This is a genomic window from Streptomyces sp. bgisy100 (genome assembly GCF_057709105.1).
This window is the reverse complement of record NZ_JBYITE010000064.1, coordinates 1-25,986: the sequence shown is the minus strand read 5'-3', so window position 1 is coordinate 25,986 and position 25,986 is coordinate 1. Positions and strand designations below refer to the sequence as shown.

General features: G+C 74.0%; 19 protein-coding genes. 16 read left to right on the top strand and 3 right to left on the bottom strand.

Going from position 1 to position 25,986, the window contains the following annotated elements; genetic code table 11:
* Window positions 1–73 precede the first annotated feature (73 nt).
* From AC3EQ1_RS28715 to AC3EQ1_RS28685, 7 genes are all read left to right on the top strand, one after another.
* A complete protein-coding gene (locus AC3EQ1_RS28715) occupies window positions 74–2,011 on the top strand; it encodes an acyl-CoA dehydrogenase family protein (protein ID WP_432097244.1) in 1,938 nt (645 codons plus the stop codon).
* Between the two features lie 75 nt (window positions 2,012–2,086).
* Window positions 2,087–3,337 (top strand): 1-deoxy-D-xylulose-5-phosphate reductoisomerase, encoded by a 1,251-nt coding sequence (gene dxr / locus AC3EQ1_RS28710; protein WP_432097243.1) that lies wholly within the window; start codon window positions 2,087–2,089, stop codon window positions 3,335–3,337.
* A complete protein-coding gene (locus AC3EQ1_RS28705) occupies window positions 3,334–4,635 on the top strand; it encodes a M50 family metallopeptidase (protein WP_432097242.1) in 1,302 nt (433 codons plus the stop codon). Before dxr ends, AC3EQ1_RS28705 begins: the two co-directional genes overlap by 4 nt.
* A gap of 184 nt (window positions 4,636–4,819) precedes the next feature.
* Window positions 4,820–5,974 (top strand): flavodoxin-dependent (E)-4-hydroxy-3-methylbut-2-enyl-diphosphate synthase, encoded by a 1,155-nt coding sequence (ispG, locus tag AC3EQ1_RS28700; RefSeq protein WP_432097241.1) that lies wholly within the window; start codon window positions 4,820–4,822, stop codon window positions 5,972–5,974.
* A 150-nt stretch (window positions 5,975–6,124) separates the two neighbouring features.
* A complete protein-coding gene (locus tag AC3EQ1_RS28695; RefSeq protein ID WP_432097240.1) occupies window positions 6,125–6,970 on the top strand; it encodes a GNAT family N-acetyltransferase in 846 nt (281 codons plus the stop codon).
* Window positions 6,971–7,068: 98 nt separating this feature from the next.
* Window positions 7,069–7,605, top strand: coding sequence for a GNAT family N-acetyltransferase (locus AC3EQ1_RS28690; protein WP_432097239.1), 537 nt, complete (start codon window positions 7,069–7,071; stop codon window positions 7,603–7,605).
* A 119-nt stretch (window positions 7,606–7,724) separates the two neighbouring features.
* Window positions 7,725–9,422 (top strand): proline--tRNA ligase, encoded by a 1,698-nt coding sequence (locus tag AC3EQ1_RS28685; protein WP_432097238.1) that lies wholly within the window; start codon window positions 7,725–7,727, stop codon window positions 9,420–9,422.
* 303 nt (window positions 9,423–9,725) lie between these two features.
* On the opposite strand, the gene AC3EQ1_RS28680 is transcribed toward AC3EQ1_RS28685, so the two are convergent.
* The 3 genes from AC3EQ1_RS28680 to AC3EQ1_RS28670 all read right to left on the bottom strand — a co-directional run bounded on the left by AC3EQ1_RS28680 (window position 9,726) and on the right by AC3EQ1_RS28670 (window position 11,928).
* Window positions 9,726–10,664, bottom strand: a complete 939-nt coding sequence (locus AC3EQ1_RS28680; RefSeq protein WP_432097237.1) for an aminoglycoside phosphotransferase family protein — start codon at window positions 10,662–10,664, stop codon at window positions 9,726–9,728.
* A 50-nt stretch (window positions 10,665–10,714) separates the two neighbouring features.
* Complete coding sequence (locus tag AC3EQ1_RS28675; RefSeq protein ID WP_432097236.1) at window positions 10,715–11,224, bottom strand: ferritin-like domain-containing protein; 510 nt, start codon at window positions 11,222–11,224, stop codon at window positions 10,715–10,717.
* Window positions 11,225–11,355: 131 nt separating this feature from the next.
* Window positions 11,356–11,928 carry a hypothetical protein gene (locus AC3EQ1_RS28670; protein WP_432097235.1) on the bottom strand — a complete coding sequence of 191 codons (573 nt, stop codon included), beginning with the start codon at window positions 11,926–11,928 and terminating at the stop codon, window positions 11,356–11,358.
* 262 nt (window positions 11,929–12,190) lie between these two features.
* Between AC3EQ1_RS28670 and rimP the strand changes: the two genes are divergently transcribed.
* The 9 genes from rimP to AC3EQ1_RS28625 all read left to right on the top strand — a co-directional run bounded on the left by rimP (window position 12,191) and on the right by AC3EQ1_RS28625 (window position 25,693).
* Window positions 12,191–12,718: a ribosome maturation factor RimP gene (rimP, locus tag AC3EQ1_RS28665; RefSeq protein ID WP_388850433.1), complete on the top strand. Its 528-nt coding sequence runs from the start codon at window positions 12,191–12,193 to the stop codon at window positions 12,716–12,718.
* Between the two features lie 2 nt (window positions 12,719–12,720).
* A complete protein-coding gene (nusA, locus tag AC3EQ1_RS28660) occupies window positions 12,721–13,716 on the top strand; it encodes a transcription termination factor NusA (protein ID WP_388850430.1) in 996 nt (331 codons plus the stop codon).
* A 113-nt stretch (window positions 13,717–13,829) separates the two neighbouring features.
* The gene (locus tag AC3EQ1_RS28655; RefSeq protein ID WP_388851336.1) at window positions 13,830–14,144 is read left to right on the top strand and encodes a YlxR family protein; all 315 of its coding nucleotides are present in this window, start codon (window positions 13,830–13,832) and stop codon (window positions 14,142–14,144) included.
* Window positions 14,145–14,270: 126 nt separating this feature from the next.
* Window positions 14,271–17,363, top strand: coding sequence for a translation initiation factor IF-2 (infB, locus tag AC3EQ1_RS28650; RefSeq protein WP_432097234.1), 3,093 nt, complete (start codon window positions 14,271–14,273; stop codon window positions 17,361–17,363).
* A 147-nt stretch (window positions 17,364–17,510) separates the two neighbouring features.
* A complete protein-coding gene (locus AC3EQ1_RS28645; protein WP_432097233.1) occupies window positions 17,511–17,807 on the top strand; it encodes a DUF503 domain-containing protein in 297 nt (98 codons plus the stop codon).
* A 55-nt stretch (window positions 17,808–17,862) separates the two neighbouring features.
* A complete protein-coding gene (gene rbfA / locus AC3EQ1_RS28640) occupies window positions 17,863–18,300 on the top strand; it encodes a 30S ribosome-binding factor RbfA (RefSeq protein ID WP_432097232.1) in 438 nt (145 codons plus the stop codon).
* Window positions 18,297–19,199 (top strand): tRNA pseudouridine(55) synthase TruB, encoded by a 903-nt coding sequence (truB, locus tag AC3EQ1_RS28635; protein ID WP_432097231.1) that lies wholly within the window; start codon window positions 18,297–18,299, stop codon window positions 19,197–19,199. Before rbfA ends, truB begins: the two co-directional genes overlap by 4 nt.
* A gap of 489 nt (window positions 19,200–19,688) precedes the next feature.
* Complete coding sequence (locus AC3EQ1_RS28630) at window positions 19,689–24,674, top strand: hypothetical protein (RefSeq protein ID WP_432097230.1); 4,986 nt, start codon at window positions 19,689–19,691, stop codon at window positions 24,672–24,674.
* Between the two features lie 53 nt (window positions 24,675–24,727).
* Window positions 24,728–25,693, top strand: coding sequence for a bifunctional riboflavin kinase/FAD synthetase (locus tag AC3EQ1_RS28625; RefSeq protein WP_432097229.1), 966 nt, complete (start codon window positions 24,728–24,730; stop codon window positions 25,691–25,693).
* The last annotated feature ends 293 nt before the right edge of the window (window positions 25,694–25,986 follow it).

Genomic DNA, 25,986 nt, shown 5'->3' with positions numbered 1-25,986 from the left:
CGGGCAAGTAGTACCCATCGGTAGTCCGTCGCTCGACCGACCCCGTCCCGACTCGCGGTGAGGTGACCCTTCCATGACCGCCACATCCGCCAAGCCCACCGTCACAGAGCGTGAAGCACGCCAGGTCGCCGAGGCAGCTCGCGAGCAGGACTGGCGCAAGCCGAGCTTCGCCAAGGAACTGTTCCTGGGCAGGTTCCGGCTCGATCTCATCCATCCGCATCCGGCGCCACCCGTGGAGGACGTCCGGCGCGGCGAGGAGTTCCTCGCCAAGCTCCGGGACTTCTGCGACACCCGGGTGGACGGCGCCCGGATCGAGCGCGAGGCGCGGATCCCCGACGAGGTCGTGGCCGGCCTCAAGGAGCTCGGCGCCCTCGGCATGAAGATCGACACGAAGTACGGCGGGCTGGGCCTGTCCCAGCTGTACTACAACAAGGCGCTCGCCCTCGTCGGCACCGCCAGCCCGGCCATCGGCGCCCTGCTCTCCGCCCACCAGTCGATCGGTGTGCCGCAGCCGCTCAAGATCTTCGGCACCCAGGAGCAGAAGGACGCCTTCCTGCCCCGCTGCGCCCGCACCGACATCACGGCGTTCCTGCTCACCGAGCCCGATGTGGGGTCCGACCCGGCGCGGCTCGCCACCACCGCCGTCCCGGACGGCGACGACTACATCCTCGACGGCGTCAAGCTCTGGACCACCAACGGCGTCGTCGCGGACCTGCTCGTCGTCATGGCGCGGGTGCCGAAGAGCGAGGGGCACTCCGGCGGGATCACCGCCTTTGTCGTCGAGGCCGGCTCCGAGGGCATCACCGTGGAGAACCGCAACGCCTTCATGGGCCTGCGCGGCCTGGAGAACGGCGTCACCCGGTTCCACCGGGTCCGGGTGCCCGCGGCGAACCGCATCGGCGCCGAGGGCGCGGGCCTCAAGATCGCCCTGACCACCCTCAACACCGGACGGCTCTCGCTGCCCGCGATGTGCGTGGGGTCCGGCAAGTGGTGCCTGAAGATCGCCCGCGAGTGGTCCACGGTCCGCGAGCAGTGGGGCCGGCCGATCGCCCGGCACGAGGCCGTCGGCTCCAAGATCTCCTTCATCGCGGCCACCACCTTCGCCCTGGAGGCCGTGGTCGACCTCGCCGGACAGATGGCCGACGAGGACCGCAACGACATCCGCATCGAAGCCGCCCTCGCCAAGCTCTACGGCTCCGAGATGGCCTGTCTGATGGCCGACGAGCTGGTGCAGATCCGCGGCGGCCGCGGCTTCGAGACCGCCCCGTCCCTCGCCGCCCGCGGCGAACGCGCCGTCCCCGCCGAGCAGATGCTCCGGGACCTGCGGATCAACCGCATCTTCGAGGGCTCCACGGAGATCATGCACCTGCTGATCGCCCGCGAGGCCGTCGACGCCCACCTGTCGGTCGCCGGGGACCTGATCGACCCCGACAAGTCGCTGACGGACAAGGCCCGGGCGGGCGCCAAGGCGGGCGGGTTCTACGCCCGCTGGCTGCCGAAGCTCGTCGCGGGCCCCGGCCAGCTGCCCCGCACCTACGCGGAGTTCCACCCGGCCGGGCACCCCGACCTGTCCGTGCACCTCCGTTACGTCGAGCGCTCCGCCCGCAAGCTCGCCCGCTCCACCTTCTACGCCATGTCCCGCTGGCAGGGGAAGATGGAGACCAAGCAGGGCTTCCTCGGCCGGATCGTCGACATCGGCGCGGAACTCTTCGCGATGAGCGCGGCCTGCGTCCGGGCCGAGCTGCTGCGGGCGACCGAGGACCACGGCCGGGAGGCCTACCAGCTGGCGGACGCCTTCTGCCGGCAGTCCCGGATCCGGGTCGAGGAGCTCTTCGGCCGGCTCTGGAGCAACACCGACGACCTCGACCGCAAGGTGGTCAAGGGCGTCCTCGGCGACGCCTACACCTGGCTGGAGGACGGCATCGTCGACCCCTCCGGCGACGGTCCCTGGATCGCCGACGCCACCCCCGGCCCGTCCGCCCGGGAGAACGTCCACCGCCCCATCCGCTGACGCCGCGCGCCGCGCCGGACCGTCCCAGGGGGACACCCTGTCCGGCGCGGCGCCCGGTACGGACACAATGGGGGGATGACGGACTCCCTCGCCCACCCGCACGACCGCTTCCCGGCGGCCACCGCCGCCTCCGGCGGACTGCGGGACATCGTGATCCTCGGCTCCACCGGCTCCATCGGCACCCAGGCCATCGACGTGGTGCTGCGCAACCCCGACCGCTTCCGTGTCACCGGTCTCTCCGCCGCGGGCGGCCGGGTGGCCCTGCTGGCCGAGCAGGCGTACCGGCTGAGAGTCCGCACCGTCGCCGTCGCCCGGGAGGACGTCGTCCCCGCCCTGCGCGAGGCGCTCGCCGCGCAGTACGGCAGCGAGCCGCTGCCCGCGGTCCTGGCCGGCCCCGACGCCGCCACCGAGCTGGCCGCCACCGACTGCCACTCCGTCCTCAACGGCATCACCGGCTCCATCGGTCTCGCCCCCACCCTCGCCGCCCTCGAGGCGGGCCGGGTGCTGATCCTGGCCAACAAGGAGTCGCTGATCGTCGGCGGCCCGCTGGTGAAGGCCATTGCCAAGCCCGGCCAGATCGTGCCGGTCGACTCCGAGCACTCCGCGCTCTTCCAGGCCCTGATGGGCGGCGCCCGCTCCGAGGTCCGCAAGCTCGTCGTCACCGCCTCCGGCGGCCCGTTCCGCGGCCGGACCCGGGAGCAGCTCGCGACGGTGACGCCCGAGCAGGCCCTCGCCCACCCCACCTGGGACATGGGCCCGGTGATCACCATCAACTCCGCGTCCCTGGTCAACAAGGGACTGGAGGTCATCGAGGCGCACCTGCTCTACGACGTGCCCTTCGACCGCATCGAGGTCGTGGTGCACCCGCAGTCCTACGTTCACTCGATGGTGGAGTTCGTCGACGGCTCCACCCTGCTCCAGGCGAGCCCGCCCGACATGCGGATGCCGATCGCCCTGGGCCTCGGCTGGCCCGACCGGGTGCCGGACGCCGCTCCCGGCGTCGACTGGACCAAGGCGTCGACCTGGGAGTTCTTCCCGCTCGACGAGGACGCCTTCCCCTCCGTCGGCCTCGCCCGGCACGTCGGCGGTCTCGGCGGCACCGCCCCCGCCGTGTTCAACGCGGCCAACGAGGAGTGCGTCGACGCTTTCTTGGCCGGAAAGCTGCCGTTCAACGGAATTGTGGATACCGTCGCCGACGTGGTCGCCGAACACGGCACGCCGCGGGGAACGGATCTGACCGTCGCGGACGTCCTCGAGGCGGAGACCTGGGCGCGCGCCCGCGCGCGGGAACTGGCGGCGAAGGCAGCAGCGGAGGCTCGCGGATGACGACACTGATGACGGTTCTCGGCATAGTCGTCTTCGTGGTGGGCCTGCTCTTCTCCATCGCCTGGCACGAACTGGGCCACCTCTCCACCGCCAAGCTCTTCGGCATCCGGGTTCCGCAGTACATGGTCGGCTTCGGCCCCACCATCTGGTCCCGGCACAAGGGCGAGACCGAGTACGGCGTCAAGGCCATCCCGCTCGGCGGCTACATCCGCATGATCGGGATGTTCCCGCCCGGCGACGACGGCAAGGTCACCGCACGCTCCACCTCGCCGTGGCGCGGCATGATCGAGGACGCCCGTTCGGCCGCCTTCGAGGAGCTCCAGCCGGGCGACGAGAAGCGCCTCTTCTACACGCGCAAGCCGTGGAAGCGCGTGATCGTGATGTTCGCCGGGCCCTTCATGAACCTGGTCCTGGCCGTGGCGATCTTCCTGTCGGTGCTGATGGGCTTCGGCATCAACACCCAGACCACCACGGTGAGCACCGTCTCCGACTGTGTGATCTCGCAGAGCGAGAAGCGGGACAAGTGCGCCGACGGCGACCCGGCCTCGCCGGCCAAGGCGGCCGGTCTGGAGCCGGGCGACCGGATCGTGGCGTTCAACGGCGACCGGGTCGCCGACTGGAGCAGCCTGCAGGGCCACATCCGGGACACCGTCGGCCCCGCCACGCTCACCGTCGAGCGCGACGGCGCCACCCGGACCCTGCACGCGAGCCTGGTCAAGAACCAGGTCGCCAAGAACGACGGCAACGGCCGCGCGGTCCCCGGCGAGTACGTCACGGCGGGCTTCCTGGGCTTCAGCCCGGCCACCGGCGTCGTCCAGCAGTCGTTCGGGCAGTCGGTGGACCGCATGGGCGACATGATCACCACCGGCGTCCAGTCGCTGATCGACCTCCCGCAGAAGGTGCCCGCCCTGTGGGACGCGGCCTTCGGCGACGGGGAGCGCGAGCCGGACTCGCCGATGGGTGTGGTCGGCGCGGCCCGGGTCGGCGGCGAGGTGTTCAACCTCGACATCCCGCCGGAGCAGCGGGTGGCGACCATGCTCTTCCTGGTCGCGGGCTTCAACCTGTCGCTGTTCCTCTTCAACATGCTGCCGCTGCTGCCGCTGGACGGCGGCCACATCGCGGGCGCGGTGTGGGAGGGCATCCGGCGGCACGCCGCGCGGATCTTCCGGCAGCCCGACCCCGGCCCGTTCGACGTGGCCAAGCTCATGCCGGTCGCCTATGTGGTCGCCGGGATCTTCATCTGCTTCACCCTTCTGGTGCTGGTGGCCGATCTGGTCAATCCGGTCAGAATCTCCTGATCGGACGGGGCCGGGACCCTTGATCGGACAGGCCTGCGACGGCCGGGCGTGCGCTGCGCCCGGCCGTCCGGCCGCGAGCCACTCCGGGGCCGGGATGTGCTGATGCCCGGAGAGGTGTCGTAATCTCGGTGACCGGAGCCCGCCGATCTCGGGACCGTGTCCACACCTTGGGGTTGCTCGCACAATGACTGCGATTTCGCTTGGAATGCCGTCCGTTCCGACCAGGCTCGCCGAGCGGCGCCAGAGCCGCCGGATCCAGGTCGGAACGGTCGCCGTGGGCGGGGACGCTCCGGTCTCGGTGCAGTCGATGACGACGACGAACACGGCCGACATCGGCGCCACCCTCCAGCAGATCGCCGAGCTCACGGCCTCGGGCTGCCAGATCGTCCGCGTCGCCTGCCCCTCGCAGGACGACGCCGACGCGCTGCCGATCATCGCCCGGAAGTCGCAGATCCCGGTGATCGCCGACATCCACTTCCAGCCGAAGTACGTCTTCGCCGCGATCGACGCCGGCTGCGCCGCGGTCCGGGTGAACCCCGGAAACATCCGGCAGTTCGACGACCAGGTCAAGGAGATCGCGCGCGCGGCCTCCGACGCGGGCACTCCGATCCGTATCGGCGTGAATGCGGGATCCCTCGACAAGCGGCTGCTGGAGAAGTACGGCAAGGCCACGCCGGAGGCCCTGGTCGAGTCCGCGCTGTGGGAGTGCTCACTCTTCGAGGAGCACGGTTTCCGCGACATCAAGATCTCGGTCAAGCACAACGACCCAGTGGTCATGGTCAACGCCTACCGGCAGCTCGCCGCCCAGTGCGACTACCCGCTGCACCTCGGCGTGACCGAGGCCGGCCCGGCGTTCCAGGGCACCATCAAGTCGGCCGTGGCCTTCGGCGCCCTGCTCTCCGAGGGCATCGGCGACACCATCCGGGTCTCCCTGTCGGCCCCGCCGGCCGAGGAGGTCAAGGTCGGCATCCAGATCCTGGAGTCGCTCAACCTGCGCCAGCGCCGGCTGGAGATCGTCTCCTGCCCCTCCTGCGGCCGCGCCCAGGTGGACGTCTACAAGCTGGCCGACCAGGTCACCGCGGGCCTCGACGGCCTGGAGGTGCCGCTGCGGGTCGCCGTCATGGGCTGCGTCGTCAACGGCCCGGGCGAGGCGCGCGAGGCGGACCTGGGCGTCGCCTCCGGCAACGGCAAGGGCCAGATCTTCGTGAAGGGCGAGGTCATCAAGACCGTCCCGGAGTCGAAGATCGTGGAGACCCTCATCGAGGAGGCCATGAAGATGGCCGAGCAGATGGAGAAGGACGGCATCATCTCCGGCGAGCCCGAGGTCTCCGTCGGCTGATCCCGGGTCCGCACCCCTGGTCCGCACTCCCTCCGGGCCCCGCCCCGGAACCGGCCGGAAGCGGGGCCGTTCCGGGGGCGGCGTGCACGGGCACCGGGCGGGTACAGTGCGGAGACCAGATGAGGGCCGGACGGCGAGGCATTCCGACACGTGTTGACGACGACCACCACCAAGGTTCTCGAACCGGGCGAGCTCGACGCGGCTCTCGCGGTCCTCGACCGTGACCCGGTCGCCAACGCCTTCGTCGCCGCCCGCGTCCAGGTGGCCGGACTCGACCCCTGGCGGCTCGGCGGCGAGATGTGGGGCTGGTACTCCGACGGGCGGCTCGAGTCGCTCTGCTACGCCGGCGCCAACCTGGTACCGGTCTGCGCCGGTCCCGAGGCCGTCCGCGGCTTCGCCGACCGCGCCCGCCGGGCCGGCCGCCGCTGCTCCTCGATCGTCGGCCCCGCCGGGCCCACCGCCCAGCTGTGGTCCCTGCTGGAGCCCAGCTGGGGCCCGGCCCGCGAGGTCCGCTCCCACCAGCCGCTGATGGTCACCAGCGCCCTGCCGGCGGAGGTGGCGCCCGACCCGCTGGTCCGGCGCATCCGCAAGGACGAGATGGACATCGTCATGCCCGCCTGCGTGGCGATGTTCACCGAGGAGGTCGGCGTCTCGCCGCTGGCCGGCGACGGCGGACTGCTCTACCAGGCCCGGATCGCCGAACTCGTCACCGCGGGGCGGTCGTTCGCCCGCGTCGAGGACGGCAAGGTCGTCTTCAAGGCGGAGATCGGCGCGGCCACGGCGAAGGCCTGCCAGATCCAGGGCGTGTGGGTGGCACCGGAGTACCGCGGCCGCGGTCTGTCGGAGATCGGCATGGCCGCCGTCCTGCAGTACGCCCTCAAGGACATCGCCCCCATCGCCAGCCTCTACGTCAACGACTACAACCACACCGCCCGCGCCGCCTACCGCCGCGTCGGCTTCGAGGAGGCCGGGGCGTTCATGAGCGTCCTGTTCTGAACGCCCGGCAGCTCCGAACGCCGGGCAGCCCTGAACGCCGGGCAGCGCGGCGGAAACCTGCCCGTCCCCGGCCTCCGCGCCCGGGTAGGGTCGCGGTCATGGATGACGTAGCGGTCGGACCGCTCGACCTGGCCGGGAGGGTGGACGAGGCGCTGGCCGTGCAGGCGGTCGCGTTCGGGCTCAGCAGCGACGAGGTGGGCGTCCGCCGCCACATCGTGCTGCGGCACCTCGGCTGTCCCGGTGCCCGCGCCCTCGGCGCCGTCACACCCACCGGCCGGCTCGTCGGCTTCGTCTACGGCATGCCCAACGACCGCGGGCACTGGTGGTCCACCGTCGTCGAGCCGTACCTGCGCAGCGCCGGGCAGGACCACTGGCTCGACAACGCCTTCGTCATCACCGAACTCCATGTGCACCCCGAGTACCAGAAGCGCGGCATCGGCCGCCGGCTGATCACCACCATCACCGACACCGCCGCGCAGCCCCGCAGCATCCTGTCCGCCGTGGACACCGAGAGTCCGGCCCGCGTCCTCTACCGCGCGCTGGGCTACCACGACCTCGCGCGCCAGGTGCTGTTCCCCAGCGCCCCCAGCCCGTACGCGGTGATGGGCGCGCCCCTTCCGCTCCGCCGGGGCTGACCGGTTCCGGCCCCCTCGGCCCCCGTCCGGCCCGTCCCGGGCCATATCGGTTAACGGCCGCCGCCCGGTCCCGGATAGCCTCCTGACAAATCGCACCCCGCAAGCAGGAGACGAAAACCATGGTCCAGCGCATGTCCCGGATGATGCTCAAGACACTGCGCGACGATCCGGCCGATGCCGAGACCACCAGCCACAAGCTGATGGTCCGTGCCGGGTACGTCCGCCGTTCGTCCGCGGGGATCTGGACCTGGCTCCCGCTGGGCAAGAAGGTGCTGGAGAACGTCTCCCGCGTGGTCCGCGAGGAGATGGACGCCATCGGCGGCCAGGAGGTGCTGCTGCCCGCGCTGCTGCCGAAGGAGCCGTACGAGGCCACCGGCCGCTGGGAGGAGTACGGCGACCTGCTGTTCCGGCTGAAGGACCGGAAGGGCGCCGACTACCTGCTCGGCCCCACCCACGAGGAGATCTTCGCCCTGGTCGTCAAGGACCAGTGCACGTCCTACAAGGACCTGCCGGTGATCCTCTACCAGATCCAGACCAAGTACCGGGACGAGGCGCGCCCCCGCTCCGGAGTGCTGCGCGGCCGCGAGTTCCAGATGAAGGACTCCTACTCCTTCGACACCGAGGACGAGGGGCTGGCCGAGGCCTACCGGCTGCACCGCGAGGCCTACACCCGCATCTTCGAACGGCTCGGCCTGGACTACCGCATCGTCTCCGCCGTCTCCGGCGCCATGGGCGGCTCCGCCTCCGAGGAGTTCCTGGCCCCGGCCGCCGCGGGCGAGGACACCTTCGTCGACTGCCCTGCCTGTGACTACGCCGCCAACACCGAAGCGGTCACTGTGCCCGTCCCGGTGGTGGAGCCGGTCGAGCACGGCCCGGTCGAGGAGCTGGACACCCCCGACACCCCGACCATCGAGACGCTCGCCGAGCACCTGGGCGTGGACCGCTCCGCGACCCTGAAGAACCTCCTGGTGAAGGTCGACGGGGAGATCGTGGCCGTCGGCGTCCCCGGGGACCGCGAGGTGGACCTCGGCAAGCTCGGCGAGCACCTGGCCCCGGCCACCGTCGAGCTGGTGACGGCCGAGGACTTCACCGGCCGGCCCGACCTGGTCCGCGGCTACGTCGGCCCGCAGGGCCGCGCGGGCACCGCCTTCCGTTACATCGCCGACCCCCGGGTCGCCGCCGGCACCAGCTGGGTCACCGGCGCCAACACCGAGGGCAAGCACGCCCGCAACGTCGTCGCCGGCCGGGACTTCGAGGTCGACCAGTACCTCGACGTGGTCGTCGTGGAGCCGGGCGACCCCTGCCCCCGCTGCGGCGCCGGGCTGGAGATCGGCCGCGCCATCGAGATCGGCCACATCTTCCAGCTCGGCCGGAAGTACGCCGACAGCTTCGAGCTCGACGTCCTCGGCCGCGAGGGCAAGCCCGTCCGGGTCACCATGGGCTCCTACGGCATCGGGGTGTCCCGGGCCGTCGCCGCGCTCGCCGAGCAGACCGCCGACGGACAGGGCCTGTGCTGGCCGCGGGAGATCGCGCCCGCCGACGTGCACGTGGTGGCCGCGGGCAAGGCCCGGCAGACCGAAATCGCCCTGGAGGTCGGCGAGAAACTGCACTCCGCGGGCATCCGGGTGCTCCTCGACGACCGGGCCGGGGTGTCGCCGGGCGTCAAGTTCACCGACGCCGAACTGATCGGCGTGCCGACCATCCTGGTCGTCGGCCGCCGGGCGGCCGAGGGGATCGTGGAGCTCAAGGACCGCCGCACCGGCGAGCGCGAGGAGCTGTCCGTGGACGAGGCCCTGGCCCGGCTGACGAAGGCCTGAGAGCCGGCCCCGGAGCGGGCCGGGAACCGTGCGCCGGCCGCCCGCGCGCCCTCCGGGGCTCGCGCGGGCGGCCGGCGCACGTCGTCGGCGCCCTTGCGCGATGGGGCGAGGTCGCGTGGTCCGGTGCCGTGCATCGCAAGGCGTCGGAGAGCCCTGGTGACGGACGGGACGCACCAGGGGAGATGCAGTGCCGCCGGACCACGCGACCTCGGCGGGCACTGTGCGAGGACCTCTCAGAGCCGGCGGGCGGGCACTGTGCGAGGACCTCTCAGAGCCGGCGGGCGGGCACCGTGCGAGGACCCCTCAGAGCCAGCCCGCGAACTCCAGCAGAACCTCGCCCTCCTGGGTGCGCCCCGCGGTCAGCGACCGCAGGCCCGACTCCACCGCCCGGAACAGAGTCCAGCCGCGCAGCCGGTCCCGGTCGACCTCCAGGGAGTCCGCCAGCTTCGCCACCCGCCGGCGCGTCGCGGAGGCGCCGCCCGACGTCGCGACCAGATCCTCCAGCCGGTCGCGGACCAGCCGCGCCAGGTCGTAGGCCCGCTCGCCGACCACCGGCTCCGGACCGACCGCCAGCCAGGGCGCCCGCTCGGCGGACAGCACCTTGCCCTGCCGGAAGCGGCCGTGCAGCAGCACCGCCTCCGGCGCCTGGGCGGTCAGCGCCTCGTGCACCGCCAGCGCCTCGTCGACCAGCGGCCCTACGCTCTCCGCCCAGGGCTCCCCGGACGCCGCCCGCAGCCGCCGCACGTCCCGCCCGGTCCGCTCGGCCACCGTCGGGAACGGGTGGTCCGTCCCCGGGTCGACCCACAGCCGGCGCACCGTGCCCGCGGCCTCCAGCTGCGCCTTCGCCTCCGGCAGTGAGCTCAGCGAGATCTCCCCGTGCAGCCGTTCCAGCAGCAGCGCACCCGACTCCGGCTCCGCGGCCAGCAGCCGCACCGCCCCCCAGCCGTCCCACCGCTCCAGCGCGGTCTGCTCCGGCAGCGACCGGACGCCGGGCGGCACGAGCTTGAGCACCGCGGGGGTGCCGTCCGCCCGCCGCACCAGCACCACGAGAGAGCTGCGGCCGCCCGGCGCCTGGAGCCGCTCGGCGGTCAACTCCCAGCGCTCCAGGGCGCCGTGGACCAGTGCGGGCAGCGACTCCAGCCACTCCCGGTCGCTGTCCCCGCCCTCCTCGGCCAGCGCCCGCAGCAGACGCTGCGGCGGTTCGACGGGGACACCGCCCTCGCGCGGTGCTGCTGAAGCCATCCCTGAGCTGTCCCTTTCCATGCCTGCGTACGCCCGCCCGCCGCCGCGGGTCAGAGCGCGTCCGCGGTGCGGGTCGCCGAAGCGGTCGGGCCGGGCGGGCCCTGCCGTTCGGCGAGCCCAGGGAAGGCTACGCTCCCCTTGCGCCAGCGGGCCCCCCGCACCGCGGCCTCGCGCAGCGCGGACGCCGCCTCCCGGCGCAGCGCGCCCTCCGCCGCCCCGACGAGGTCGGCGTAGACCCCGGCCACCCGCTCCTCCAGCTCCGCGGCGAGCCGGACCGCGGCCGCCGCGTCGGGCACCGGGAACGGCAGCGCGTACGCGGCGGCCGACGGCTCCGGCTCGCCGCCCAGCTCGTCCACCAGCCGGCGGACCGAGTCCCGCCGCGCCCGGTGCGCGGCGTACGCCTCCCGCGCCTCGTCCAGCCGGCCGTCCCCGATGCGCCCGCCCACGACGCCGTATCCGTAGACCGCGGCGTGTTCGGCCCCGAGCGCCGCCTGGGCCGCGTCCAGCGTCGCCTTCCGGCGCCCGCCGCCCGCGGCGCGGGCTCTGCCGTTCGTCGTCATGGTGTCCCTTCCGGACCGGATGGTGTCGGCGCCGTCCGCGGGCCCCGGGCCCGCGCCCCGTCTTCGCTGCCGGGAGGACGGCCGCCCGGTGCGGGGAACTCCCGGGCCCCGCCCGGAGGTTGAGCCCGCACTCAGCCGCCCCCGGTCAGCAGGAAGACGTGCGCGGCGCCCGCCGCGGCCACCGAGGCCAGCAGCCTGGCCAGTTCCGGGGGCGCCTCCAGCAGGGCCTCGGTGCGCGCGTCGGCCGTACGGCGCTCGGCGTCGGCCAGCGCGGCCAGCGCCTTCTTCTCGTCCGCGGGCACCGGCGGGGCCGCCGCGGCGGACCGGCGGGGCGAGGCGGAGGCGGAAGGGGCGGACGCGGAGGGGGACGGAGCCCCGGGGGCGGTGGCGGACGCGGAGGCCGCCGGCCCGGGGGAGACGAACGCCGCCTCGTGCCGGGCGGCTTCGGCGCGCAGCGGCCGCAGCCGGGAGGCGAGCGAGGGGTGGGCCTTCATCGTCGCGTCGTACCGGGCCATCAGCGCGGCGGACTCGGCCGAGGAGCGTGCCCGCAGCTTCCGGGCCCCGGAGCCGCGCTCGGCGTCCCGGCCGCCGTCGTCGGAGCAGCCCGTGAGCACGGCGGCGGTGGTGGTGACACCGAGGGCGCCGGCCAGCAGGCTCCTGCGGCGCGGCCCGGACGGGGCCGGCGGCGGTGTGGCGTGCGGCACGGTTCACCTCCTGTGGAGGGCAAGCGGCGGCGGGGCCGGCGGGCGGGGGGAGGCCGATGCCGGACGGGCGTCCTTGATCGGCCGGAGCCGAGCGTACCCGTGGGCCGGTCCGGGAGCCCCGACCGGCTCGGCACGCGCCGCCGGGAGAGCCGGCCCGGCGTACACCATGGGAGGCGTACGGCAACACCCTCCGCGACCGGATACCCTTTGACCTGACACGCGACCTTCCCACAACAGCACACGCGGCCGAGGAGTCACCCGGATGAGCACCACCCAGAGCGAGAGGCTGCGCGGACTGCTCGAACCGCTGGTCGCCGCGCGAGACCTGGATCTGGAAGAGATCGAAGTGACACCGGCCGGGAAGCGGCGTGTGCTCCGGATCGTCGTGGACTCCGACGAGGGCGTCCAGTTGGACGCCTGCGCGGAACTGAGCCGCGCGGTCTCCGAGAAGCTGGACGCGTCGGACGCCATGGGCGGCGCCCCGTACGTCCTCGAGGTCACCTCGCCCGGCGCCGACCGGCCGCTGACCGAACCGCGCCACTACCGCCGCGCCACCGGACGCCTCATCAAGGCCCAGCTCGTCGACGGAGGCGAGCTGGTCGCCCGGATCACCGCCGTCGACGACGAGGGTCTCGACCTCGAGGTGCCGGGCGTGAAGGGCCGCAAGGCCACCACCCGACGCGTCGCCTTCGGCGAGATCGCCAAGGCCCGGGTGGAGATCGAGTTCAACCGCAAGGCCGCCGACACCAGCGCCGCGGCCGCTGACGACGAGAGCCAGGAGGAGGCGTAGCCGTGGACATCGACATGAGCGCCCTGCGGGGTTTGGTACGGGAGAAGGAGATCTCCTTCGACCTGCTGGTCGAGGCGATCGAGTCGGCCCTCCTCATCGCGTACCACCGCACCGAGGGAAGCCGCCGCCACGCCCGCGTGGAGCTGGACCGCAACACCGGACACGTGACCGTCTGGGCCAAGGAGGACCCCGCCGACCTCGAGGAGGGCGCCGAGCCCCGCGAGTTCGACGACACTCCTTCGGGCTTCGGCCGGATCGCCGCCACCACCGCCAAGCAGGTCATCCTGCAGCGGCTGCGGGACGCCGAGGAGGAGGTCACCTTCGGCGAGTACGCGGGCCGGGAGGGCGACGTCGTCGCGGGCGTGGTCCAGCAGGGCAAGGACCCCAAGAACGTCCTGGTCGACATCGGCCGGCTCGAGGCCATCCTGCCGGTGCAGGAGCAGGTCCCGGGCGAGGACTACAAGCACGGCACCCGGCTGCGGACCTACGTCGTCCGGGTGGTCAAGGGGGTGCGCGGACCGTCGGTGACGCTCTCCCGCACCCACCCGAACCTGGTGAAGAAGCTCTTCGCCATGGAGGTCCCGGAGATCGCGGACGGCTCGGTGGAGATCGCCGCCATCGCCCGTGAGGCCGGACACCGGACGAAGATCGCCGTCCGGTCCACCCGTTCGGGGCTCAACGCCAAGGGTGCCTGCATCGGCCCGATGGGCGGCCGGGTCCGCGCCGTCATGGCCGAGCTGCACGGCGAGAAGATCGACATCGTCGACTGGTCGGACGACCCGGCGGAGCTGGTCGCGCACGCGCTGTCACCCGCCCGGGTGAGCAAGGTCGAGGTCGTGGACCTGGCCGCCCGCTCCGCCCGGGTGACCGTGCCCGATTACCAGCTGTCACTGGCGATCGGCAAGGAAGGGCAGAACGCCCGGCTGGCGGCCCGGCTGACCGGCTGGCGGATCGACATCCGTCCCGACACGGAGCAGCAGCCCGCCGAGCAGAACTGAACCGACGGAAACCGGCCGACGAGCTCGTCCGATGGCCGGAATCCGGAATGACGATCAGCCGTACGGGCCTTACCCCACCGGGGTCGGGCTCGTACGGGGAGGTAGACTTGAGCGTGTCTGGCCGGACGCATGCCCGCGCATGCCCTGAGCGAACCTGTGTGGGATGCCGGGAGCGAGCGGCCAAAGGCGATCTGCTGCGCATCGTGGTGATCGAGGACTGCTGCGTTCCCGATCCTCGCGGTACGCTGCCCGGCCGGGGTGCTTATGTGCACCTCGCCCCGGTCTGTCTCGACCTGGCGGTCCGCCGCCGGTCGTTCTCCCGGGCCTTCCGAGGCCGGGGACCGCTCGACACCACGGCCCTGCGCCGGTACATCGAGCAGGCACCACCGCAGGAGACAGGCAACACCGTAAGAGAACGGCACGGGTGACCGTGCGGTCAGGTACCTCGCGAGTCGGAAGTAGGTCGAGATTGCGATGAGCACTCGATGAGTACGCGATGAGTACGCCCATGAAGTAGCGACGGTCCGGCGGAACCCGGACCTAAAAGGAGCGAAGTGGCTAAGGTCCGGGTATACGAACTCGCCAAGGAGTTCGGAGTTGAGAGCAAGGTCGTCATGGCCAAGCTCCAAGAACTCGGTGAGTTCGTGCGTTCGGCGTCCTCGACGATCGAGGCGCCGGTCGTGCGCAAATTGACTGACGCTTTCCAGCAGGGCAACGGCTCCGGCCGTGCCGCCGGCAAGCCCTCCGCGCCCCGCAAGGCGGCGCCTGCCAAGCCGTCCGCGCCCACTCCGGGTGCGACGGCCCGTCCTGCTGCCCCCAAGCCCCCGGCGCCCGGCCCCAAGCCGGCCGCCGCCGAGGCGCCGAAGAGCAGCACTCCCACGCCCCCCACTCCGGGTCCGCGTCCCACCCCGGGCCCGAAGCCTCCGGCCCCGAAGCCCGGTCCGGCCCAGCCCGCGACCCCGGCTCCGGCCTCCCCGGAGTTCACCGCGCCTCCGGCGGCGCCCGGCCCCAAGCCCGGCGGCACCCCCGGTCCGCGTCCGGCCCGCCCGCAGGCCTCCGGCCAGGGTGGCCAGGGCCGTGGCGACGGCGGCGCCCGTCCGGGTGCCCCGCGTCCCGGCGGCGACCGTCAGGGCGCTCCGCGTCCCGGCGGCGGCGGCCGTCCGACCGGCCCGCGTCCGGGCAACAACCCCTTCACCTCCGGCGGCAGCACCGGCATGGCGCGCCCGCAGGCGCCCCGTCCCGGTGGCGCTCCGCGTCCGGGCGGCGCTCCCCGTCCCGGCGGCCAGGGCGGCCCCGGCGGCCCGCGTCCGCAGGGCGGTCCCGGCGGTGCCCCGCGTCCCGGCGGTCAGGGCGGCGCCCGTCCGACCCCGGGCGGCATGCCCCGTCCGCAGGGCGGCGCCGGCCAGGGCGGTCCCCGTCCCGGCGGCGGCGCTCCCGGCAACCGTCCGAACCCGGGCATGATGCCGCAGCGTCCCGCTGCCGGCCCGCGTCCGGGCCCCGGCGGCGGCGGCGGTCGTGGCCCCGGTGGCGGCGGTCGTCCCGGTGGCGGCGGTCGTCCGGGCGGCGGCGGCTTCGCGGGTCGTCCCGCGGGTCCCGGTGGCGGCGGTCGTCCGGGTGGCGGCGGCGGTGGCTTCGGCGGCCGTCCCGGCGGTGGCTTCGGTGGCGGCGGTGGCCGTCCCGGCTTCGGCGGGCGTCCCGGCGGCCCCGGTGGCCGCGGTGGCACCCAGGGTGCGTTCGGCCGTCCCGGCGGACCGGCGCGTCGTGGCCGCAAGTCCAAGCGTCAGAGGCGCCAGGAGTACGAGGCCATGGAGGCCCCGTCGGTAGGCGGCGTGATGCTGCCTCGCGGCAACGGACAGACCGTCCGGCTGTCGCGCGGTGCGTCGCTCACCGACTTCGCGGAGAAGATCAACGCGAACCCGGCGTCGCTCGTCGCCGTCATGCTCAACCTCGGCGAGATGGTCACGGCGACCCAGTCGGTCTCCGACGAGACGCTGCACCTGCTCGCCGGCGAGATGAACTACACCGTCGAGATCGTCAGCCCGGAGGAGGAGGACCGCGAGCTTCTCGAGTCCTTCGACATCGACTTCGGGGAGAACGAGGGCGGCGAGGAGATGCTCGCCCCGCGTCCGCCGGTGGTGACCGTCATGGGTCACGTCGACCACGGTAAGACGCGACTGCTGGACGCGATCCGCAAGACGAACGTCATCGCGGGCGAGGCCGGCGGCATCACCCAGCACATCGGCGCCTACCAGGTGGGCACCGAGGTCAACGGTGAAGAGCGTCGCATCACCTTCATCGACACCCCGGGTCACGAGGCGTTCACCGCCATGCGTGCCCGAGGCGCCAAGTCGACCGACATCGCGATCCTCGTGGTGGCGGCCAACGACGGCGTCATGCCCCAGACGATCGAGGCGCTGAACCACGCCAAGGCGGCCGACGTGCCGATCGTGGTCGCGGTCAACAAGATCGACGTCGAGGGCGCGGACCCGACGAAGGTGCGCGGTCAGCTGACCGAGTACGGCCTGGTGGCCGAGGAGTACGGCGGCGACACCATGTTCGTCGACATCTCCGCCCGCCAGGGCGAGAACATCGACAGCCTGCTGGAGGCCGTGGTCCTCACCGCGGACGCCGCGCTCGACCTGCGGGCCAACCCGGAGCAGGACGCGCAGGGCATCGCGATCGAGGCCCACCTCGACCGCGGCCGCGGCGCCGTGGCCACCGTGCTCGTCCAGCGCGGCACCCTGCGGGTCGGCGACACGATGGTCGCCGGCGACGCGTACGGCCGCGTCCGGGCGATGCTCGACGACAACGGCAACAACGTGGAGGAAGCGGGTCCGTCGACCCCCGTCCTGGTCCTGGGTCTCACCAACGTCCCGGGCGCCGGCGACAACTTCCTCGTCGTCGACGAGGACCGCACGGCCCGCCAGATCGCCGAGAAGCGCGCTGCGCGCGAGCGCAACGCCGCCTTCGCCAAGCGCACCCGCCGGGTGTCCCTCGAGGACCTCGACAAGGTGCTCAAGGCCGGCGAGGTGCAGCAGCTCAACCTCATCATCAAGGGCGACGCGTCCGGTTCGGTGGAGGCTCTCGAGTCCTCGCTGCTCCAGCTCGACGTCGGCGAAGAGGTCGACATCCGGGTGCTGCACCGCGGCGTCGGTGCGGTCACGGAGTCCGACATCAACCTGGCGTCCGGCTCCGACGCGATCGTGATCGGCTTCAACGTCCGGGCCGAGGGCCGGGCGACGCAGATGGCCGAGCGCGAGGGCGTCGACGTCCGCTACTACTCGGTCATCTACCAGGCGATCGAGGAGATCGAGGCGGCCCTCAAGGGCATGCTCAAGCCGGAGTACGAAGAGGTCGAGCTCGGCACGGCGGAGATCCGCGAGATCTTCCGCTCCTCCAAGCTCGGCAACATCGCGGGTGTCCTCATCCGCTCCGGCGAGGTCAAGCGCAACACCAAGGCCCGCCTCATCCGGGACGGCAAGGTCGTCGCGGAGAGCCTCAACATCGAGGGCCTGCGTCGCTTCAAGGACGACGTCACCGAGATTCGTGAGGGCTACGAGGGCGGTATCAACCTCGGCAGCTACAACGACATCAAGATCGACGACGTCATCGCGACGTACGAGATGCGCGAGAAGCCGCGCGGCTGATCGCAGGCAGAGCGGCCCGGGGCCGGTCGGCGGAGGTAATTTCCGTCGATCGGCCCCGGCCGTTGCGTGTACCGTTCTTGTGTCCCGGCCGGACCGTCGGCCGGATGGCGTTGGACGAGGCCCCACGGGTGGCTTGACCCGGACTGCATGTATGTAGGGACACTGTCCTTTGACCTGCTCCTCGGCGACGTACGGTCGCTGAAGGAGAAACGCTCCGTCGTCCGCCCGATCGTCGCCGAACTGCACCGCAAGTACGCGGTGAGCGTGGCGGAGGTGGGCGAGCAGGACCTGTACCGCAGAGCCGAGATCGGTCTCGCGGCGGTCTCCGGGGACCCGGGGCATCTCACGGACGTACTGGACCGCTGCGAGCGCATGGTCGCCGCACGGCCCGAGGTGGAGCTGCTGTCCGTGCGGCGGCGGTTCCACGGCGGCGACGACGCGTGACCGGCGTCCGCGCCGCGAGCATCAGCATGAGGGAAGAGAAGAAGGAGACGGACCGGTGACCGACAACGCGCGGGCCCGCAAGCTGGCCGACCGCATCCAGGTCGTGGTCGCGGAGACCCTGGATCGGCGTATCAAGGATCCGCGGCTGGGGTTCGTGACGATCACGGACGCCCGGGTGACCGGTGACCTGCGGGAGGCGACGGTCTTCTACACGGTCTACGGCGACGACGAGGAGCGGGCCGCCTCGGCGGCGGCGCTGGAGAGCGCCAAGGGCATTCTGCGGTCCGAGGTGGGCCGGCAGACCGGGGTGCGCTTCACCCCGACCCTGGCGTTCGTGCCGGACGCCCTGCCGGAGAACGCCCGCACCATCGACGACCTGCTCGACCGGGCGCGGGCGAAGGACGAGGAGGTCCGGGATGCGTCGACCGGCGCGTCCTATGCCGGTGAGGCGGACCCGTACCGCAAGCCGGAAGAGGACGAAGCCTCCGAATGAAGCGCAGAAGCACGGGACCGGACGGCCTGGTCATCGTCGACAAGCCGGCCGGTTTCACCTCGCACGACGTCGTGGCCAAGATGCGCGGGATGGCCGGGACCCGGCGGGTCGGCCACGCCGGAACGCTCGATCCGATGGCGACGGGCGTGCTGGTCCTCGGCGTCGAGAAGGCGACCAAGCTGCTCGGCCATCTGGCGCTGACCGAGAAGGAGTACGTCGGGACCGTCCGCCTCGGGCAGACCACGGTCACCGACGACGCGGAGGGCGAGATCACGGCCTCCGCCGACGCCTCCGGGGTGTCCCGCGCGGACATCGACGCCGGGATCGCCCGGCTGACCGGCGCCATCATGCAGGTGCCGTCCAAGGTCAGCGCCATCAAGGTCGACGGCAAGCGGTCCTACTCCCGGGTCCGGGAGGGCGAGGAGTTCGAGCTCGCGGCCCGGCCGGTGACCGTGTCGTCGTTCGTGGTGTACGACGTGCGGGAGGAGACCGCGGAGGACGGCACCGCCGTCCTCGACCTGCTGGTCTCCGTCGTCTGCTCCTCCGGCACCTACATCCGGGCGCTCGCCCGCGACCTGGGGGCCGGGCTGGGCGTCGGCGGCCATCTGACCGCCCTGCGCCGGACCCGGGTCGGCCCGTACGGCCTGGACCGGGCGCGGACGCTGGACGAGCACCAGGAGTCCCTGACGGTGCTGCCGATCGCGGAGGCCGCGGCGGCGGCCTTCCCGCGCTGGGACGTGGACGAGAAGCAGGCGCGCCTGCTGGCCAACGGCGTCCGGCTGGCCGCGCCGGGCCTGGCCGCCTCCGGGCCGACCGCGGTCTTCGGGCCGGACGGGCGGCTGCTCGCACTGGTGGAGGATGCGGCGGGCAAGGCCAAGAGCCTGGCGGTCTTCGCCTAACTTCCTCTTCGCCCTGTGCGGTGGGGCCCGTCCGGTGGGTCCCGTCCGGCACCGGCGGCGTCCGCCCGGCGGGGAGACCGCGCGGGGCAGGGCCTCGCCGGCCATCGCTCTCCGGTGGCGCTCGACGGGCCCGGCTCGGCTGACCCCGACTCGACGAACCCGGCTCGGTGAGGCCCGGCTCGGTGAAGCCCGGCTCGGCGGGCACAGCGCTCGGCGCTGTGCCCGCCGACGTGCAGCGGAGGACGGCGAACCCCGAACGCGTTCCCCGCTCCACGCCCCCCTCCCGGAGTGTCTGTCCACTTCGTTGTCCCTCGTCACCCCAATGGGCAGGCGCTCGGAGTGAAGAACCGGCGCGGAAGGGGGCGCGTTCGCCTCGCGAACGCTCTTGTTGATCACCACCCGCTACGGTCGGCGACCGGACTGTGGATCCGGGTCGGTGACATCAGGCTTCACCGCGGCGTGCCCGGACCCGATCGGGAGGTTCGTCGGATGACGGTGCGCATGGCCGAGGTGGACGCTGCGCTGATCCGGATCTGCGACCTGGCCGGGCGGCCCCGCGGCACCGGCTTCCTCGCCGACGACCGGGGCACCCTGCTCACCAGCCATGAAACCGTCGACGGCCTGGTGCGACTGGTGCTGCACACGCCCGACGGGCAGGTCCGGCTCGCCGAGGCCGACGCCATCACCGCACTGCCCGAGATGGGCCTGGCGCTCGTCCGGACCGAGGGCCTGCCGGTGCCGCCGCTGCCCGTCGCGGCCCGCACGGCGTTCTCCGGCGCGCGGGTGCGGCTCCGGGCCCGGGAGTGGACCGACGCCCGCGCCGACACCGTCACCAGCGGGGTGACCTACACGGCCACCGACCGCTTCCACCGCCTCGGCCAAGCCCTGGAACTGACCTTCGACAGGCCGGGTACGGGTGGTCTCCGTCTCGGCGCCCGGGCCACCGGCGGCCCGGTGCTGGACGCCGCGACCGGCACCGTCGTGGCCGTGCTCGGCACCGCCCTGCACGCCGCGCACCGGGCGGCGGCGTTCGCCGTGCCGCTGCGCGCCGCGGCAGCGGCGGCGCCGGACGGCCCGCTCGCCGCACTGCTGGCGCGCAACGGAGCCACCGTGCCCGCCTACGGACGGGACCTCAACCTTGCGGCGGTGCTGGAGCTGACGGCCGCTTCCCGCCCCGCGGCGCCGGCCGGCGACGGACGCTGGACCCCGGTGGAACGCCCGGAGCCGGCCGCGGAGTTCGCCGCGTTCCTCGGCTCGCCCGGGGCGCGGGTGCTGGCCCTCGTGGGAGGTCCGGGGGAGGGGCGCAGCACGGAGCTCGGGGCGCTCGCGGCGCGGCGGACCCGGGGCGCGGCCCCGGCGCCCACGGTCCGGCTGCGCGGCGCCGACCTGCGCACCCACGACGGCAGCGTCGCGGACGCGGTGCGGCGGGCGCTGCTCGCGGCGGCCGACGGCACGATGGCCGCCGCCGGGGCGGGCCCGGCCGGGGCGGGCACCCTCGGGGCGGCCGTCGTGGGTGACGCGGGCGCGCTGTGGGGCGCCCGGGGCGAGACCGTCGACCCGGACCGGGTCGCGGCCGTCGCCCGGCAGGCCGGGCGCCCGTTACTGGTCGTCCTCGACGGGCCCGAGGAGATGCCGCCCGTGCCGGAACCCCGGCTGCGCGCCTGGTGCGAGGAGACCGCGGAATGGCTGCGCGCCACCGGGGCCCGGCTCGTCGTGGCCTGCCGGCCGGAGTACTGGGAACACCTGTGGGCGCTCTTCCCCGAGCCCGCGCTCCACCGGCCCGGTCCGCCCGCCCGTGCCGCACAGCCCGTACCGGCGGCCCCCGGCCCGCCCGGCTGCGTACGGCTCGGGGACCTTCCCCCGGACGCGGCGCGGCTGGCGCGTGAGCGGTACGGCATCCCCGAAGGCGTGCTCGCGGACCATGACGCGGCGCATCCGCTGACGCTGCGGCTGTACGCGGAGGTGTGCGAGGCATGGCGCGGCGAGGCGGCGGCCGTTGGCGCCGTGGCGGCGAACGGCTCCGGAGGACCGGCCACCGGCGCGGGTCGCGCGGCGGCCACGGCGTACGGAGGGGCGGGAGCGGAGTTCTCCGGTGCGGAGGGCGGCGCGGAGATCGGTGCACGGGGCGGTGGCGAGGCCGGCGGGCCTACGCGCGGGAGCGTCGACGGGGAGACCGGCGGCGGGGCGCATGTCCCGGCCGAGGGCGGCGGGTCCCGGGGGAGGGCGCCGTCCTCGGCCGGGACCGGCCCGGTCACCGGGGACGACGGCGGAGCCCCGGGGCGGGAGGCGCCGGCCGGTTCACGGCTCACCCGGGCGGACGTCTTCGCCGCCCATCTCGACCTGATGTGTCTGCGCATCGCCGCCCGGCTCGCCGGCGTCGAGGACCCGCCGTTGCGCGGAGCGGCCGTGCGCCGCCTGGCGGCGCGGGTGGCCGGACAGGTGCACGACGCGGCCCGGCGCTGCCTCGGGCCGGGGCAGGGGGAGCTGGACGCGGCGGCGTTCGAGGAGGTCTTCCCCTCCCGGACCGGCTGGGCCGCCGCGGTGCTCGGCGCGGGGCTCCTGGTCCCGGCGGGGACCGGATACCGCTTCGCCCACGAGGAGTTCGCGGACTGGCTGCAGGCCCACCATCTGGACCTCGGCCCGGCCCTGCACGCTCTGGTGCACCGCTGGTGCGACGGCCTCGGAGGGGACGTCCCCGGGGCGGGAGCGGAGTCCGGACGGGCGGACGGCGACGGGCCCTGCGGGGGCGCGGAGCCGGAACCCCGGGCGCGCGGCCGACGGCGCTTCGGGCTGCGGACGCGGCGGACGACCTCGGCAGAGGAACACACCCGACCCCCTGACCTGGGCGAACCGGGCCGAACGGGTGAGCACGGCGGAGCCGCCGTGCGCGGGGCGTACAGGGAGGCGCGCCCGTTCGGGGACGAGCGCCCGCACATGGGTCACGGTCCGTTCGGGGACGAGTGCCCGCACTCGGGTCAGGGTCCGCACGGGGAGGCCGTCGACGCCGGGGAAGCCGGCGGCCACGGGGGGACCGGGTACGCGAAGCTGCTGGGGAACGGCACCTTCCGGAAGGAGTCGGTGCACGGGGCGGAACCGCAGCGTCCGGGCGTCCCGCTGCCTGTGCCGCGCCACCGGATCGGCCCCGTGGTCCAGGCGCTGCTCCTCCTCGAACGGCAGTCGGGCCCGGCCCGGCTGGACGCCCACCTGAGGGGGCTGGTGGAGGCGGTGCAGGCCCTGACGACCGTACCCGGGCCCTGGGCGCAGCGGCCCCTGACCTCGGCGGACGCCGTGCGCCCGGGGCCGGTGGAGGGGCGGGGCCCCGGGGAGGGGCAGGGCGCCGCGCAGCCGGCCGGCCCGGGGGCGCTCGGCTCGGATGCCCCCGGCTCGGCGGCGCTCGGCTCAAAGGCACCCGGCCCCGGAGCGCTCGGTGCGGGGGCAGCCGGTTCAGCGACGCTCGGCTCGCAGGGGATCGGCCCAGGGGTGCTCGGCCCGGGAACGCTCGGTTCGGGACTGCGCGTGGGCCCTCAGCGTCCGCCGCGGGACGCCAAGGCTCCCGCCGTCCCCGGTCCGGTGCCGTTCCCCGGCGCCCTTCCGCCCGGGCTGCTCCCCGGCCAGCAGTCGGGCGACGCGCACGGCCCCCGCCCCGAGCGGCAGGGCGCCGTCCCCCCGGGCCCGCAGGCCTGCGACCGGGGCTTCGGGACACCCGCCGCCGGGCAGTGGATCCCGGCACAGGCCCCCGCCTCCGAGCCCGTCCGACGAGGCGGAGCGGCCGGCGCTCCGGGGGCGACGGCCGGCGCTCCGCAGACCGCAGGCGCTGCCGCGGGGTGGCGCCCGTGGTCCGCCCCGGGTGCGGACCACGCCTTCTGGTGGGCCTGCCGACTGCTGGGGGAGACGGTGCGGCGGCTCCCCGACGCCCGCCCGTACCGGAGCCTGCTGCACTCCCTCGCCGAGCACATCGCCCAACGTTCGTTGCTGGCCGGCGGTTTCGGCGGCACCGGGCTCGACGCGTTCGGCCCGTTCTTCTGGGCCGGTCTCGCCCTCGACACGGAGACCCGGCTCGGCCTGCTGCGGCCGCTGCTCCCCGCCGACGCGCCGCCGGGCACCCCGCGGCCCCGTCAGGCACGCTTCCTGGACGTCGTGAGCGCGCAGCTGCGCGACGACCCGGCTGGTGCGCAGCCCGTACTGTGCCGCTGGTTCGACGACGACCGCCCGCTGCGGACCGCGTCCGGCACCGGAGCCGGCGCACCGGAGGGCGGGGCCGCTCCCCGCCCCACCGTCGCCACGGCCGCGCAGGCGCTGCTCCACACGCACCGCCGGCGGGACACCGACGGGCTCACCGACGCGCTGGTCGCGGCCGGGCACCCGCGCGCCGAGGAGCTGCTCGCCGCGCTCGCCGAGGACGAGCCGTCCGCCGTCTGCCGCGCGGTGCACCGCTGGGCGCGGGACGGCCGGGCCGAGCGGCACGCGGCCGCCGCGGCGTTCGGCCCGGCCGCCGCCCGGCACACGCACCGGGACACCGACCGCGCCCTGCTGCGGCACGCCGCGCTCGCCCTGCTGATCCGCCCGGACGCCGCCTCCCACCACGGTGCGGCCCTCGCCCTGCTGGTCCGGGACCCCGAGACCCGGTCGCGCCACCTCCCGCAGGCCCTGGCGCGGTTCGCCACCGGCGATCCGCAGCTGCCGCCGAGTGCCCTGGCGCCCGCGCTCACCACCCACCCCGAGCCGGTGCTCGACGCCTTCCGCCTGCGGCTGAACGAGCCGGGGGAGACCGCGGCCGAGGTGCTGCTCGCCCTGGCGGACCCCACCGGCCCCGCCCTCGCCCGGCGCGCGGCCGCCCTGGTGCGCACCTACGTGGCGGCCCGGCCGGAAGGGGCGCGGCACGCGGCCGCGTTCCTGGCGCGCCTGACCGAGCACGGCCCCGAGGTCCGGGAGGTGCTCCTGTCCCTGTTCACCGACCTGTTGGCGGAGCATCCACCGCAGGTGCGCAGCGCGCTGGTGCCCCCGCTGGCCGCCCCCGGCAGCCGGACGGCGGAGCCGCTGCGCCGGGAACTGCTGGACGCGCTGCTCGAGCACGAGGGGAACGCGGCGCGGGACGCGGACTGCGCCGTACCGGACGCTCTGCTGGCGGTGTTGGCCGACGGCGCGGAGCTGCGGGCCGAGGAGGCGACCCGCGAACTGGTGCACCGGACCGGGCTGCTGATGGCACGGACGCCGGAGGGCGCCGCCGCCTTCGACCGGCGGCTGATGGAGCTGGCCCGGCAGCGGCCGGGCTTCGGGCGGCAGGTACGGGAGTGGCTGGTGCGAGCTCCCGGGGAGTGGACGGCCGTGGTGGGTCCCGCGGCCCGCCGCCTGCTCAAGAGACCGGAGGAGCCGACGGCGGACGCGGACCCGGCGGACCGCATCGTTCCGGCCGCGCCCGGAGCCCCGTCGTCCGATGCCGATGCGGGCCCCAGGCACCCGGCATGGCAGTCTTAGACCTGCGTAACGGTAGGAATCACGTACACAGGTTCGGGCGAGGAGCGGTCACAGTGCAGCGCTGGCGTGGCTTGGAGGACATCCCCGAGGGCTGGGGACGCAGCGTCGTCACCATCGGCTCCTATGACGGTGTGCACCGCGGGCACCAGCTGATCATCGGGCGTGCCGTCGCCCGCGCGCGTGAGCTGGGCATCCCGTCGGTGGTCGTCACCTTCGATCCGCACCCCAGCGAGGTCGTGCGCCCCGGCAGCCACCCGCCGCTGCTCGCCCCGCACCACCGGCGGGCCGAGCTGATGGCCGAGCTGGGCGTGGACGCCGTGCTCATCCTGCCGTTCACCCAGGAGTTCTCGAAGCTCTCGCCGGCCGACTTCGTGGTGAAGGTCCTGGTCGACAAGTTGCACGCCCGGGCCGTCGTCGAGGGCCCCAACTTCCGCTTCGGCCACAAGGCGGCGGGCAATGTCGAGTTGCTGACCGAGCTCGGCGGCACCTACGACTACGAGGTCGAGGTGGTCGACCTCTATGTGCGCGGGGAGGCGGGCGGCGGTGAGCCGTTCTCCTCGACCCTGACGCGCCGGCTGGTCGCCGAGGGCGACATGACCGGGGCGATGGAGATCCTCGGGCGTCCGCACCGCGTCGAGGGCGTCGTGGTGCGCGGCGCGCAGCGCGGCCGGGAGCTCGGCTACCCGACGGCCAACGTGGAGACGCTGCCGCACACCGCGATCCCGGCCGACGGCGTCTACGCGGGATGGCTGGAGGTCGCCGGCGAGGCGATGCCCGCCGCGATCTCGGTCGGCACGAACCCGCAGTTCGACGGCACCGAGCGGACCGTCGAGGCGTACGCGATCGACCGGGTCGGCCTGGATCTGTACGGCCTGCACGTGGCCGTGGACTTCCTCGCCTACCTGCGCGGGCAGGAGAAGTTCGCCTCCATCGAGGCGCTGCTGGACGGCATCGCCGACGACGTCAAGCGCTCGCGGGAGCTGGTCGCCGCCCATGAGGCGGCGCGCGCCGCACGGTGAGCGCGAGGCCGCCACGAGCTGCGCTGAGCGCGAGGGCGCCACGAGCTGCGCTGAGCGCGAGGGCGCCACGAGCTGCGTGCTGAGCGCGACGGAGCCACGAGCTGCGTGCTGAGCGTCAGGAGGGATTGCCGGGGCGCCCGCACTCCTCCTCACTGGTCGGCGGCCGGTACAGCGACGAAAACGGAGAGGGCCCGAGCGCATCCGACGCTGTTGGTTTATTCGGGCCCGATCACTTCGCCCCGCCGAGTTGGTGCTCGGCGGGGCGAAGTCGTGCGAAGTGGCTGGTGCGGGTC